The sequence below is a fragment of the Streptomyces sp. NPDC051822 genome, from assembly GCF_044452745.1.
GTDB lineage: Bacteria > Actinomycetota > Actinomycetes > Streptomycetales > Streptomycetaceae > Streptomyces.
In genome coordinates this window covers 40662-53582 of record NZ_JBITBZ010000002.1, presented here as the reverse complement: position 1 = coordinate 53582, position 12921 = coordinate 40662, and the positions used below count along the sequence as shown (strand labels likewise).

Annotated in this window: 11 protein-coding genes and 1 pseudogene; 7 read left to right on the top strand and 5 right to left on the bottom strand. The window is 71.0% G+C overall.

Annotated features, from left to right (window positions below):
* Nucleotides 1-33 precede the first annotated feature (33 nt).
* From guaB to ACIA8N_RS06045, 3 genes are all read right to left on the bottom strand, one after another.
* Nucleotides 34-1536: an IMP dehydrogenase gene (gene guaB / locus ACIA8N_RS06055; protein WP_030211427.1), complete on the bottom strand. Its 1503-nt coding sequence runs from the start codon at nt 1534-1536 to the stop codon at nt 34-36.
* A gap of 140 nt (nt 1537-1676) precedes the next feature.
* Entirely contained in the window at nt 1677-2279 is a 603-nt protein-coding gene (locus ACIA8N_RS06050) for a sigma-70 family RNA polymerase sigma factor (RefSeq protein ID WP_030211429.1), read from the bottom strand.
* 243 nt (nt 2280-2522) lie between these two features.
* Nucleotides 2523-3134, bottom strand: coding sequence for a response regulator transcription factor (locus ACIA8N_RS06045; RefSeq protein ID WP_003948568.1), 612 nt, complete (start codon nt 3132-3134; stop codon nt 2523-2525).
* A gap of 433 nt (nt 3135-3567) precedes the next feature.
* Between ACIA8N_RS06045 and ACIA8N_RS06040 the strand changes: the two are divergent.
* A pseudogene (locus tag ACIA8N_RS06040) lies at nt 3568-3891 on the top strand (WhiB family transcriptional regulator); the annotation flags it as partial.
* A gap of 225 nt (nt 3892-4116) precedes the next feature.
* On the opposite strand, the gene ACIA8N_RS06035 reads toward ACIA8N_RS06040, so the two are convergent.
* Complete coding sequence (locus tag ACIA8N_RS06035; RefSeq protein WP_030211436.1) at nt 4117-5010, bottom strand: LysR family transcriptional regulator; 894 nt, start codon at nt 5008-5010, stop codon at nt 4117-4119.
* An 81-nt stretch (nt 5011-5091) separates the two neighbouring features.
* Between ACIA8N_RS06035 and ACIA8N_RS06030 the strand changes: the two genes are divergently transcribed.
* Both ACIA8N_RS06030 and ACIA8N_RS06025 read left to right on the top strand, forming a co-directional pair.
* Nucleotides 5092-5799 (top strand): MOSC domain-containing protein, encoded by a 708-nt coding sequence (locus tag ACIA8N_RS06030; protein WP_365783294.1) that lies wholly within the window; start codon nt 5092-5094, stop codon nt 5797-5799.
* The gene (locus ACIA8N_RS06025; RefSeq protein WP_365783292.1) at nt 5796-6569 is read left to right on the top strand and encodes an SDR family NAD(P)-dependent oxidoreductase; all 774 of its coding nucleotides are present in this window, start codon (nt 5796-5798) and stop codon (nt 6567-6569) included. Before ACIA8N_RS06030 ends, ACIA8N_RS06025 begins: the two co-directional genes overlap by 4 nt.
* 49 nt (nt 6570-6618) lie before the next feature.
* Here the strand turns inward: ACIA8N_RS06025 and ACIA8N_RS06020 are convergent, their stop codons facing one another.
* Nucleotides 6619-8433, bottom strand: coding sequence for a DUF2264 domain-containing protein (locus tag ACIA8N_RS06020; protein WP_365783290.1), 1815 nt, complete (start codon nt 8431-8433; stop codon nt 6619-6621).
* A 163-nt stretch (nt 8434-8596) separates the two neighbouring features.
* On the opposite strand from ACIA8N_RS06020, the gene ACIA8N_RS06015 reads away from it, so the two are divergent.
* From ACIA8N_RS06015 to ACIA8N_RS06000, 4 genes are all read left to right on the top strand, one after another.
* Nucleotides 8597-9703, top strand: coding sequence for a LacI family DNA-binding transcriptional regulator (locus ACIA8N_RS06015; RefSeq protein ID WP_365783288.1), 1107 nt, complete (start codon nt 8597-8599; stop codon nt 9701-9703).
* Between the two features lie 101 nt (nt 9704-9804).
* A complete protein-coding gene (locus tag ACIA8N_RS06010) occupies nt 9805-11133 on the top strand; it encodes a sugar ABC transporter substrate-binding protein (protein ID WP_365783370.1) in 1329 nt (442 codons plus the stop codon).
* 4 nt (nt 11134-11137) lie between these two features.
* On the top strand, nt 11138-12055 hold the full coding sequence (locus ACIA8N_RS06005) for a sugar ABC transporter permease (RefSeq protein WP_365783286.1): 918 nt from the start codon (nt 11138-11140) through the stop codon (nt 12053-12055).
* Nucleotides 12052-12906 (top strand): carbohydrate ABC transporter permease, encoded by an 855-nt coding sequence (locus tag ACIA8N_RS06000; protein WP_365783284.1) that lies wholly within the window; start codon nt 12052-12054, stop codon nt 12904-12906. Before ACIA8N_RS06005 ends, ACIA8N_RS06000 begins: the two co-directional genes overlap by 4 nt.
* The last annotated feature ends 15 nt before the right edge of the window (nt 12907-12921 follow it).

The following is a 12921-nucleotide window of genomic DNA, read 5'->3' as shown; positions in this document are numbered from 1 at the left end:
CATGCCGGAACCGCCCCCACGCGTCGCGCTGTGTTACTTCCTGCTGTAGTTCGGTGCCTCGACCGTCATCTGGATGTCGTGCGGGTGGCTCTCCTTGAGGCCCGCGGACGTGATCCGGACGAAGCGGCCCTTGGACTCCATCTCCTCGATGGTCGCCGCGCCCACGTAGCCCATGGTCTGGCGCAGGCCGCCGACGAGCTGGTGCAGGACGTTGGCCAGCGGGCCGCGGTAGGGCACCTGGCCCTCGATGCCCTCGGGGACGAGCTTGTCGTCCGAGGCGACCTCGGCCTGGAAGTAGCGGTCCTTGGAGTAGGACCGGCCCTGGCCGCGGGACTGCATCGCGCCGAGCGAGCCCATGCCGCGGTACGACTTGAACTGCTTGCCGTTGATGAACTGCAGCTCGCCCGGGGACTCCTCGCAGCCGGCGAGGAGGCTGCCCAGCATCACCGTGTCGGCGCCGGCGGCGAGCGCCTTGCCGATGTCTCCGGAGTACTGCAGGCCGCCGTCGCCGATGACCGGGACGCCGGCCGCGCGGGCGGCGAGCGCCGCCTCGTAGATGGCGGTGACCTGCGGGACGCCGATGCCGGCGACCACACGGGTGGTGCAGATGGAGCCCGGGCCGACGCCGACCTTGACGCCGTCGACACCGGCGTCGATCAGGGCCTGCGCGCCGTCACGCGTCGCGACGTTGCCGCCGATGACGTCGACGCCGACGCTGGACTTGATCTTCGCCATCCAGTTCAGGGCGTTGCTGTTGTGACCGTGGGACGTGTCGACGATCAGGAAGTCGACGCCCGCCGCGGCCAGGCCCTGGGCGCGCTCCAGCGCCTCGGGGCTGGCGCCGACGGCCGCGCCGACGAGCAGTCGGCCCTCGGCGTCCTTGGCGGCGTGCGGGTACTTCTCGGCCTTGACGAAGTCCTTGACCGTGATGAGGCCCTTGAGGATGCCGGAGTCGTCGACCAGCGGCAGCTTCTCGATCTTGTGGCGGCGGAGCAGCTCCATCGCGTCCACGCCGGAGATGCCGACCTTGCCGGTGACCAGCGGCATCGGGGTCATGACCTCGCGCACCTGGCGGCTGCGGTCCGACTCGAAGGCCATGTCGCGGTTGGTGACGATGCCGAGGAGCTTGCCGGCCTGGTCGGTGACCGGGACGCCGCTGATGCGGAACTTGGCGCAGAGCGCGTCGGCCTCGGCCAGGGTCGCGTCCGGGTGCACGGTGATCGGGTCGGTCACCATGCCGGACTCGGAGCGCTTCACGAGGTCGACCTGGTTGACCTGGTCCTCGATCGAGAGGTTGCGGTGCAGCACGCCCACGCCACCCTGTCGCGCCATGGCGATGGCCATGCGGGACTCGGTGACCTTGTCCATCGCCGCCGAGAGCAGCGGGATGTTCACGCGGACGTTGCGGGAGATGCGGGACGAGGTGTCGACCGCGTTCGGGAGGACCTCGGACGCGCCCGGCAGAAGCAGGACGTCGTCGTAGGTCAGCCCGAGTGTCGCGAATTTCTCGGGCACTCCGTCGACGTTGGCAGTCATGACACCTTCCCAAATGGCCTTGATCGGTGCGGGATGTCCATGCTAACGGGCTGAAGCGGTGTCTCATTCCACGATCAAGATCAGCGGAAACCTTTGGACGTTCGCACGTGTACGAAAGGGACGACAAGCCCCAGTGAGTCTTACTGCTCGGCCAGCGCCCTGAGCCGGCTGAGCGCCCGGTGCTGGGCGACCCGGACCGCGCCGGGGGACATGCCGAGCATCTGGCCGGTCTCCTCGGCGGTCAGTCCGACCGCGACGCGGAGCACGAGCAGTTCGCGCTGGTTCTCCGGGAGGTTGGCGAGCAGCTTCTTGGCCCACTCGGCGTCGTCGCTGAGGAGCGCGCGCTCCTCGGGACCGAGGGAGTCGTCCGGGCGCTCGGGCATCTCGTCGGAGGGCACGGCCGTGGATCCGGGGTGCCGCATGGCGGCGCGCTGGAGGTCGGCGACCTTGTGACCGGCGATGGCGAAGACGAAGGCCTCGAAGGGCCTGCCCGTGTCCTTGTAGCGCGGCAGCGCCATCAGGACGGCGACGCAGACCTCCTGGGCCAGGTCCTCGACGAAGTGCCGGGCGTCACCGGGCAGCCGGTTGAGGCGGGTGCGGCAGTACCGCAGGGCGAGCGGATGCACGCGGGCGAGCAGGTCGTGCGTGGCCTGCGCGTCACCGTCGACCGCGCGATGGACGAGCGCGCCGATCTCCCCTTGCCCGGCAGGCATGGGGGAACCCACGGTCTCGTCGTCGCGCATCGCTCCATGGTGCCCCGACGCCTCTGCGTTCGCGGCACCGCGTCCGTAGTTGTGCACCGAAGCGTTATGAGCAGGTGCGCCGGAGCTCATATCCCGCGCCCTCCCCTCCCGCTCGATCGACTCGTCCCCGAGGAACTCCACACCTCAAGGATGCGGCATAGCGCGGGGAAGTGACACAAGCCCACCCCGTCCACCCCACGACGGACGCGGACGAGGACGGGGATGTGGCAGGTGACCTGCGATTCAGCGGACCAGGCCCCAGCGGAATCCGAGGGCCACCGCGTGCGCCCGGTCGGAGGCGCCCAGCTTCTTGAAGAGGCGCCGGGCGTGGGTCTTGACGGTGTCCTCGGACAGGAACAGCTCCCGTCCGATCTCCGCGTTGGACCTGCCGTGGCTCATGCCTTCGAGGACCTGGATCTCACGCGCGGTGAGGGTGGGCGCGGCGCCCATCTCGGCCGAACGGAGCCGTCGCGGGGCGAGCCGCCAGGTCGGGTCGGCCAGCGCCTGGGTGACGGTGGCCCGCAGTTCGGCGCGCGAGGCGTCCTTGTGCAGGTAGCCGCGGGCACCTGCGGCGACCGCGAGGGCGACGCCGTCGAGGTCCTCGGCGACCGTGAGCATGATGATGCGGGCGCCGGGGTCCGCGGAGAGCAGCCGGCGGACGGTCTCCACGCCGCCCAGACCGGGCATGCGTACGTCCATCAGAATCAGGTCCGAGCGGTCCGCGCCCCAGCGGCGGAGGACTTCCTCGCCGTTGGCCGCGGTGGTCACGCGCTCGACGCCGGGCACGGTCGCGACCGCGCGGCGAAGCGCCTCTCGGGCAAGCGGGGAGTCGTCGCAGACGAGGACGGATGTCATGCGTGACCTCCGCGGCTCTCGCAGCTGTTGCGCGTCACCTTGAGCCTCCAGGGCTGTACGTAATCGTCACCTGTGCGATTGACGCTCTCGGACACCTGCCCGATCGCTTGTTCCTTCAACCGCCTCCGCAGACTCAACGACGGTCACTCGAAAGAGTTACGGGTCGGACGGCAGCGTTCGGCACTCTACGTGAGGGTCCGTGTGCGGAGGAGAGCGACGCGAGCCTTCTGTCCAGCATCGAAAGGTACTGCCCCATTTAGCGGGTTTTCTTCCCTTTTCGCAGTGTCTGTGGCTAGATTCGCAATGAGTCATATTTACATCTACTTCGACAGTAGGTGTACCGACCGGACCTGTCGGGACCCGAGGAACCCCGGCCATCAGCCATCCATCCGCCCACCTATCCGTTCGACACGGTTTCAAGGGGACTAGCGCAATGGCAGATTTCTCCCGCCTTCCCGGACCCAACGCCGATCTGTGGGACTGGCAACTGCTCGCGGCCTGCCGCGGAGTCGACAGCTCCTTGTTCTTCCACCCGGAGGGAGAGCGCGGCGCGGCACGGAGTGCGCGTGAGAACTCGGCGAAAGAGGTCTGCATGCGGTGCCCGGTACGCGCCGAGTGCGCGGCTCACGCACTCGCCGTGCGGGAGCCCTACGGCGTATGGGGCGGCCTCACCGAGGACGAACGCGAAGAGCTCATGGGACGCGCGCGCAATCGCCTGATCACCACGGCCCCGACGGCATCGTCGCCGTCGTCCGCGCCGTCGGTCGCGTCCATGACCTCCGTGACATCCATGACGACATCGGCGTCGGCAGCGGGCCGGCCATCTGTGGAGCGCATGTGAAGGAACGTTTCTCCAGTTCACTAAAGGGCAGAACCGCGTAAGGGCAGAAACGCGTAACGACGGAACCGTGCCCACGCGCGCGTCGCGCGACTCTCTGCGCGCGCGTGGCGGCGCGGAGCCGTGTCTACGCGATCTACGCGCCTACGCGCGCGTGGCGGCGCGGGTCAGTTCGTCCAGGGTGGCCGCGACGGCCGGGACCTGGGCGAGGTCGGGCAGCGTGAGGGCCACGATCTCCCGCTCCACCGCGGGCTCCACGGTCACGGTCCGCGCGCCCTTGGGCCGTACGGACTCGATGGCCAGCTCCGGCAGGACGGCCACGCCCAGGCCGGCGCCGACCAGGCCCACCACGGCCGGGTAGTCGTCGGTCGCGAAGTCGATGCGCGGGGTGAAGCCAGCCTCCTCGCAGACGTCCACGAGCTGGCGGCGGCAGCGCGGACAGCCCGCGATCCAGGACTCGTCCGCGAGTTCGGCGATGCCCACCGACGCGGCCCCGGCGAGCCGGTGCCCCTCGGGGACGAGGCCCACCAGCCGGTCGGCGAGGAGCGGGCGGACGACCAGGTCGTCCCACTCGGCCTGCCCTGCCCCGTACCGGAAGGCGAGGGCCACGTCGCAGTCGCCGTCGCGGAGCATCTCGATCGAGCGCGGCGGTTCGGCCTCGACGAGCGAGACGCGGGTGCCGGGGTGCGCCGCCCGCAGGGCGGCGAGCGCGGTGGGGACGAGGGTGGAGCTGCCGCTGGGGAAGGAGACCAGGCGGACCCGGCCCGCCCGGAGCCCGGCGATGGCGGCGACCTCCTCCTCCGCGGCGGTCAGCCCGGCGAGGATGCCGGAGGCGTGGCGGACGAGGACCTCGCCCGCCTGGGTGAGGCGCATCTCGCGTCCGGTGCGGATCAGCAGCGGCGTGCCGGCGGAGGCTTCGAGGGCCTTCATCTGCTGGCTGACGGCGGGCTGGGTGCAGCCGAGTTCGCGCGCGGCGGCCGAGAAGGAGCCGGTGGCGGAGACGGCGCGCAGGACGCGGAGATGGCGTGCCTCGATCATGCGCTCCAGCATAAGCGAGTCTTGGACCGAGCGGCACATTTTCACTGGAAGCTTTGAGACGGCTGCCCGTAGGGTGCCCGCATGACCTTGCTGAGTGTGAACGTGGGCCGTGCCAGAGCCGTCGACTACACCGACGCCGCTTCCGGCCTCACCGCCATCGACAAGCGTCCCGTCGAGGGGCCGGTGCGGATCGAGGCCCCGGGGGTGCCCGGTGTCGGGAGGAGCGGGCTCGCCGGGGACACGGTCTGCGACCTGCGGTTCCACGGCGGCAACGACCGGGCCGCGTACGCCTTCGCCCGCGAGGACCTGGATCTGTGGGAGGGAGAGCTCGGCCGCGAGCTGGCCAACGGCTCCTTCGGCGAGAACCTCACCACCCGGGGCGTCGACGTGAACGGGGCGCTGATCGGCGAGCGGTGGCGGATCGGCGAGGACGTGGTCCTTGAGGTCACCGGAGGCCGTATCCCCTGCCGTACGTTCGCGGGCTTCGTCGAGGAGAAGGGCTGGGTCCGGCGGTTCACGCGGTCCCAGGCCGGTCCCGGCGCGCTGCTGCGCGTGATCGTGCCGGGCGAGATCCGCGCCGGTGACCCGATCGCGGTCGTCCACCGGCCCGCTCACGACGTCACCGTCGCCCTGCTCCACCGTGCCGCGACCGCCGAACGCACGCTGCTGCCCGGCACGTTGGCCGCCGCCGAGTGGATGGAGTCGGGACTCCTCGCCCTCGCACGTCAGTACGCGGACAAGTACGCGGCGGGCAGGGCCGACGAGCAGGGCACTACCGTGCCCGTATGACGACTGCACTGATTACGGGCGCCACCGCGGGCATCGGGGCCGCTTTCGCACGGAGGCTCGCGGCCGACGGCCACGACGTCGTGCTCGTGGCCCGGGACATGAAGCGGCTCCGGGAGCAGGCGACCGAGCTGCACGACCGGCACGGCGTCGAGGCCGGGGTGCTCGCGGCGGACCTCTCCGAGGAGAAGGGCATCGCCGCCGTCGAGGCGCGGCTCTCGGACCCGAAGCAGCCGGTGGACCTGCTCGTGAACAACGCGGGCTTCGGCAACAAGGGCCGCTTCCTCGAGGTGTCCATGGCCGACGAGCTGAAGATGCTCACGGTGCACTGCGAGGCGGTGCTGCGGCTGACCTCGGCCGCCGCCGCCTCGATGAAGGAGCGCCGCAGGGGCGCCGTGGTGAACGTCGCCTCCGTGGCGGCCTTCGTGCCCCGCGGGACGTACGGGGCGTCGAAGGCCTGGGTCGTGCAGTTCACCCAGGGCGCCGCCCGTGACCTGGCGGGCAGCGGGGTACGGCTGATGGCGCTCTGCCCCGGTTTCGTACGGACCGAGTTCCACGAGCGGGCCGGGATGGGGACGGAGAACATCCCCGGCTGGATGTGGCTCGACGCGGACAAGCTGGTGACGGCGGCGCTGTCGGACCTGGAGCGGGGGAAGACGCTGTCGATCCCCGACCCCCGGTACAAGGCCCTGATGGGTGTGGTGAAGCTGGCGCCGCGCGGCCTGCTCGGCGGGGTCTCCTCGAAGGCGGGGCGCAAGTACGGGCCGAAGTGACCCGGTCCGGATCGGTTCCCGAGGGCGCCGGGAAGTGACCCGGTCCGGATCAGTTCCCGAGGGCGCCGAGATCCAGTCGGGCGGTGGTTCCGTTCTGCCAGGTCACGCTCAGCAGGTGGCCGGCGACCTGGACGTCCGCGAGGTCGGCCACCGGGGCGGGGCCGGCTTCGGCGGTGAGTGAGGCGAGGGCCACGAAGAGGGGCGCCGGGCCCGTCGTGGTGCCGTGGAGGGCGAGGGTCCGGCTGCCGGGCCCCTGAAGGGTTTCCCCGGTGGGGAGTTCGGCCGCCCCGGGGCCGTAACCGTGGACCGGATGGAGCTGGGCGTGCGGCCCGTCGGGGGTGGTGGCCCACCCGGTCTGCCGTACGGAGGTCCCTTCCGGGGCGCCGAGCACGAGGTGGGCGCGGACCTCGGCGCGGCCGTGGGCGAGCGTCGCGGAGACCACCCGGACGCCGGGCAGCGGACGGTGGACGGAGGCGGCCCGGTCGGGGCCGGTGCCGAGCGGGGTGGCGGGACCGCGGGCGGTGGCGGGGCCGCCGTCCGGCAGCAGGGCGAAGTGGTTGTCGGCGGGTGCGGTTCCCGTACTGGGTCCCGTACGGGTCGAGTAGGCGTGGCGGGCGTATCCGGGGTCGTCCTCGCCGCCCGGCTCGGCGCTGTGCACATGGTTGCTGCCGTGGTTGTGGAGGCGTACGAGCCCGTCGGCGGCGGTGGTCTGGACGAGCAGCCCGGCCGGGGCGAAGGGGCGCACGGTGTCGGCGTGTTCGGCGGGCAGGGGTTCCTCGGGGTCGGTCCAGGCGGGGTGGCCCGCGGGCAGGAGGAGCCCCAGGAAGCCCTTGGACGCCCAGTAGGGGGAGCCGGGGCCCGAGTACTCCTGGACCAGCGGCGGATAGGGGCCGTGCCAGCCGAGGGTGAGGAGCCCGTTCGTGTCGGTGGCGCCGCGGTCGAGGAAGTACCGCAGGGTGCCGGAGGCGAGGCGGCGGGTGGCGCCGGGTGTGAGTGGGGTGTGTCCGGTGAGGGCGCCGAGCCAGGGCGCGGCGGCCGCGGCGAAGCGGTAGATCAGGGATCGCCCGTACGGGAGGGGGGCGCCGTCCGCGTCGAAGAGGTGGACGTAGTCGTCGAGATGGGCGCGCAGGCGGGGCCCGTACCGGTCGAGGAGCGCCCGGTCGCCGGCGAGGTGGGCGTGGAGCACGGGGTAGAAGTGCAGGGCCCAGGCGTTGTAGTGGTCGAAGGCGCGGTTGTCGCCGTCGCTGTACCAGCCGTCGCCGAGGTACCAGTCCTCGACGCGGGCGAGGGAGCGGTCGATCGTGGCGGCGGCGCGGTCGGTGTCGATGCCCGCGTCCTGGAGGAAGCCGGCGACGGTGAGGCCGAAGAGCCACCAGTTGTTGTCGACGGGGGACGGTCCGAGGGCGGGGCGGAGCCAGTCGGCGACCTGTTCGCGGGTGCGGTCGTCGAGCCGGTCCCAGAGCCAGGGGCGGGTGAGGCGGAGGCCGAGGGCGATGGAGGCGGCTTCGACGATCGCCTGGCGGGTGCCGGTGGTGAGGGGCCAGCTGTCGGAGCCTTCGGCGCCCGGCTCGCGGGTGCCGGCCGCGAGCCCCTGGGCGTACCGGTCCAGGTGCCCGTGGGGGTCCGCTCCCCCGGCGCCCGTGACCCTGAGCGCGGCGAGGAGGAAGGTGCGGGCCCAGCCCTCCAGGCCGTCCGAGCGGGTTCCGGACCAGCTGGGGCGGGGCCCTGGAAGGCCGATCAGCGCACGTTCCGGCGAGGCGAAGGGGCGTACGGCCAGGAGGAGTCGGTCCGCCGTGGCCTCCCAGTGGGCACGGGTCCAGCCGGTGTACGGGCTGAGCTCACGATTCTCGGGCGGCGTGGGCATGATGCTCCCTGAGGGCTGCCTGGTGACGTCTGCGTCGCCCGGAATCCTGAACAGGCTTCGATCGGACGTCAAGAGATTCAGAGCGAATGATCGAAACAAGTGTCGTTCGATCATTCCTGGGCTAGGGTCGACAGACCACCACCACGCGAGGGGGAACCGCACCGTGCGCGAGAGTGCCGCCGAACGACACGACCGACTGCTGGCCCTGGTCCGCGAGCGCGGCACCGCCCGCGTCGCCGAGCTGGCCGAACGGCTCGGGGTCTCCCCCGTCACCGCCCGCCGTGACGTCGAGGTGCTGTCCGGCCGGGGCCTGATCGACCGGGTGCACGGCCAGGTCTCCTGGCCGCGCCGGCAGGGCGCACCGGGCGCCGGGCGATCCGGCGAGGGCCTGGTCATCGGCCTGCTCGCGCCCTCCGCCACCTACTACTTCGCCGAGGTCATCCGGGGGGCGCACGAGGCCGCCGCCCGCGCGGGCGCCCGGCTGGTGCTCCGCGTCTCCGACTACCGGCCGGAGGAGGACAGGGCCCGCACCGAGGGACTGCTCGCGGCGGGCGCCGAGGGCGTCCTCGTCGCGCCCGGCTGGCGGGGCCCGGAGGACCGGCTCGCGTACGGGGACTGGCTTGCCGAACTCCCCGTACCGGCGGTGCTCCTGGAGCGCAGGGCCGAGCCCGGCAGCCCGCTGGACGGCCTGGACCGGGTCGCCTCCGACCACGGGTACGGCGTCCTGCTCGCCCTGCGCCACCTGCTCGGCCTCGGGCACTCGACGCCGCTGCTCGTGGCGCGCCGGGACTCCCCGACGGCGCTCGCGGTGCGCGCCGGCTACGCCGAGGCGCTCGGGACGCTCGGCCTCACGGAGCCGCGGCCCGTCATCGACTCCGTACCGGCGGAGGCGGACCCGGAGGGCTTCGAGCGGGCGGTGCGAGCGCTGCACGAGGCGGTCGGCTCGGGGCTCGCGAGCGCGGCGCTGGTCCACAACGACGTGGACGCGATCGAGATCGTGCAGCGCCTGGCCGTGCTCGGCGTGCGGGTGCCGCAGGACCTGGCCCTGATCGCGTACGACGACGAGGTCGCGGCCCTCGCCGACACCCCGCTGACGGCGGTCGCCCCACCGAAGCGGCAGGTGGGGCGGCACGCCACCGAGCTGCTGGTGGAGCGGCTCACCGAAAAGGCCGAGAGCGCGGAGGAGGACGCGGCGCGGCGGCATCTGGGGCTGCTGCCGAGGCTCCGGGTGCGGGACTCGTGCGGGGCACGCTCCACCTCTTCAATCTGATCACTTTTCGATCAATCAATCTTTCGCTCTTGACTTCGGTCATGAACGGTCACAGGATCACGGCCACAACCTCCCAGCCGCCCGTCCCCAGGAGCCGTGCCGTGACCCGTAGTTGGAGCAGAACGTCCCGCGTCATAGCCGGCACCGCCACCGCCCTCGCCGTACTCACGGCCTGCGGCGGCGGCGGTGACGACACCGCGAAAGACACCGCGAACAAGCCGAACGAGCCCGTGACCATCACCTTCTGGGGCTGGGCCAAGGGCTCCAAGGACGTCGTCGACGCCTTCAACGCCTCCCACACCGACATCCAGGTGAAGTTCGAGGAAATCCCCTCCGGCACCGCCGGCGGCTACGCCAAGATCTCCAACGCCGTGAAGGCCGGCAACGCCCCCGACCTCGTCTCCATCGAGTACTCCTCGCTCCCCGAGTTCGTCAGCTCGGGCGCCCTCCAGGACATCGGCGGCGAGTTCACCGAGGCCGACCGCGCCAAGCTGCTGCCGCAGACCGTCGAACTCACCACCCTCGGCGGCAGGACCTGGGCCGTCCCCTTCGACGCGGCCCCCCAGGCCTTCTTCTACCGCAAGGACCTCTTCGCGAAGTACAAGGTCGAGGTCCCCACCACCTGGGACGCGTTCAAGAAGGCCGCCGAGCAGGTCAAGAAGGCCGACGCCAAGGCCCGTATCGCCACCTTCTTCCCGGACGACCCGACCACCTTCGAGGCCATGGCCTGGCAGGCCGGCGCCCAGTGGTTCAAGGCCGAGAACGACACCTGGAAGATCGACACCACCGACGCGGCCACCACCAAGGTCACCGCCTACTGGCAGGGCCTCCTCGACGCCGGACTCGTCCACAAGAACGCCTCCTTCAGCCCCGAGTGGACCGGCTCCCTCAAGAACGGCACCACCATCGGCTACCTCGGCGCCTCGTGGGGCGCGGGCGTCCTCAAGGGCACCCTGCCCGAGCAGAACGGCAAGTGGGCCGTCGCCCCCATGCCCAGCTGGGACGGCAAGCCCGCCAGCGGCATGCTCGGCGGCACCTCCTTCGCCGTGACCAAGGACAGCAAGCGGAAGGCAGCCGCCGTCACCTTCGCCGAGTGGATGTCGACCACCGAGGACGGCGTCAAGGCCCGGATCGCCTCCGGCACCTCCTCCGCCTTCCCGGCGGCCGCCGCCCTCCGGCCCGTCGCCAAGAAGGCCTTCGACGCGAGCTACTACGGCGGCCAGGACATCTACGCACTCTTCGAGGCCTCCGGCGCCTCCATCAGCCCCAACTGGGCCTGGGGACCCACCACCGGCACCACCAACACCACCATCAAGGACCACTTCGGCAAGATCACCCAGGGCGGCCCCGGCATCGCCGACGCCGTCAAGGCCGGTCACGACGCCACCGTCGCCGAACTCACCAAGCGCGGCCTGAAGGTCGAGGGCTGACCACATGAAGGCCCGCACCCGCGCCGCCACGATCCTGCTGACCCCCTTCTTCCTGCTCTTCACCGCGGTGATGGTGGTGCCGATCGGATACGCGGTCTGGCTCAGCCTCTTCACCGAGAAGCAGTCCGGACTGGGCTTCGGCGGCACCGAGACCGTCTTCACCGGCCTCGACAACTACACCGCGGCGCTGGGTGACCGGGCCTTCCGCGAGGGCTTCGGCGTCCTGCTCGGATACTGCCTGTTCTACATCCCGCTGCTGCTCGCCGGAGCCCTCGGCCTCGCCCTCCTACTCGACTCGGCACTCGCCCGCGCCCGCCGCTTCTTCCAGCTCGCGCTCTTCCTGCCGCACGCCGTCCCCGGCATCATCGCCGCCCTGATCTGGGTCTACCTCTACACCCCCCAACTCAGCCCGGTCGTCCAGGCCATGGAGGCCGGAGGCATCGGCTTCGACTTCTTCTCCCCCGAAGGCGCCCTGCCCTCCATCGTCAACATCGCCCTGTGGGAATGGCTCGGCTACAACATGGTCATCTTCTACGCGGCCCTCCAGGCCATCGACCGCTCCGTCCTCGAAGCGGCCACCGTCGACGGGGCCGGCGCCTGGCGCATCGCCTTCTCCGTCAAGATCCCGCTCGTCAAGGCCTCACTCGCGATGGTCGGCCTCTTCACGGTCATCGGCTCACTCCAGCTCTTCACCGAGCCACTGATCCTCAACAAGGGCACCGGATCCGCCGTCACCTCCACCTGGACGCCGAACATGTACGCCTACACCGCGGCATTCGACCGCAACGACTACGGACTCGCCGCCGCCGCCTCCGTACTCCTCGCCCTGACGGCGGCACTGCTCTCCTTCGCCGTCACCAGGCTGACCGGCCGCCGCAAGGCGGGCACGGCGGGCACGGCCCGAAGGGAGCGCACGGCATGAGCGGCCCCCGCACCCCGAACCGATGGCTCTCCAAGACGGCCGTCAACGGCTCCCTCCTCCTCGCCGTCGTCTACATGCTCTTCCCGCTCGTGTGGCTGCTCACCGCCGCCACCAAGGACGCCGGCGGCCTCCTCGCCGGAAACGCCTTCTCCTTCGAGGGCTTCGACCTGGGCGGCAACCTCACCCGGCTCGCCGAGTACAACGACGGCATCTACTTCCACTGGTACCTGAACAGCCTCCTCTACGCCGGAGTCGGCGCCCTGGCCTGCTCGTTCGTCAGCGTCGCCGCCGGATACGCCTTCCACGTCTACGACTTCAGGGGCAAGGAGAAGCTCTTCGGCCTCGTCCTGCTCGGCGTGCTCGTCCCCACCACCGCGCTCGCCCTGCCGATGTACCTCCTGGCCAGCGAGGTCGGCGTCGTCAACACCTACTGGGCCGTCCTCATCCCCGTCCTCGTCAACCCCTTCGGCGTCTACCTGTCCCGGGTCTTCTGCGCCGGCTACATCCCCGACGAGGCCCTGGAGGCAGCCCGTATCGACGGAGCGGGCGAACTGCGCGTCTTCTGGTCCATCGGTCTGCGCATGGTCATGCCCGGCTTCGTGACCGTCTTCCTCTTCCAGTTCACCGCCGTCTGGAACAACTTCTTCCTCCCCCTGGTGATGCTGTCGGACCAGAAGCTGTACCCGCTGAGCCTCGGTCTGTACGCGTGGAACAGCAACGCCCACGCCGAACCCGACTACTACCCACTCGTCGTCACCGGATCCCTGCTCGCCGTCGTCCCCCTCGTCGTCGCCTTCGTCTCCCTCCAGCGCCACTGGAAGGCCGGTCTGACGGCCGGCAGCGTCAAGTGAGGAGCTCAGGTACAA

Bases quoted from the DNA above. Each gene is read 5' to 3' on its own strand.
- guaB (WP_030211427.1), bottom strand. From the start codon at position 1,536: ATGACTGCCAACGTCGACGGAGTGCCCGAGAAATTCGCGACACTCGGG.
- ACIA8N_RS06050 (WP_030211429.1), bottom strand. From the start codon at position 2,279: ATGCGCGACGACGAGACCGTGGGTTCCCCCATGCCTGCCGGGCAAGGG.
- ACIA8N_RS06045 (WP_003948568.1), bottom strand. From the start codon at position 3,134: ATGACATCCGTCCTCGTCTGCGACGACTCCCCGCTTGCCCGAGAGGCG.
- ACIA8N_RS06035 (WP_030211436.1), bottom strand. From the start codon at position 5,010: ATGATCGAGGCACGCCATCTCCGCGTCCTGCGCGCCGTCTCCGCCACC.
- ACIA8N_RS06030 (WP_365783294.1), top strand. From the start codon at position 5,092: ATGACCTTGCTGAGTGTGAACGTGGGCCGTGCCAGAGCCGTCGACTAC.
- ACIA8N_RS06025 (WP_365783292.1), top strand. From the start codon at position 5,796: ATGACGACTGCACTGATTACGGGCGCCACCGCGGGCATCGGGGCCGCT.
- ACIA8N_RS06020 (WP_365783290.1), bottom strand. From the start codon at position 8,433: ATGCCCACGCCGCCCGAGAATCGTGAGCTCAGCCCGTACACCGGCTGG.
- ACIA8N_RS06005 (WP_365783286.1), top strand. From the start codon at position 11,138: ATGAAGGCCCGCACCCGCGCCGCCACGATCCTGCTGACCCCCTTCTTC.
- ACIA8N_RS06000 (WP_365783284.1), top strand. From the start codon at position 12,052: ATGAGCGGCCCCCGCACCCCGAACCGATGGCTCTCCAAGACGGCCGTC.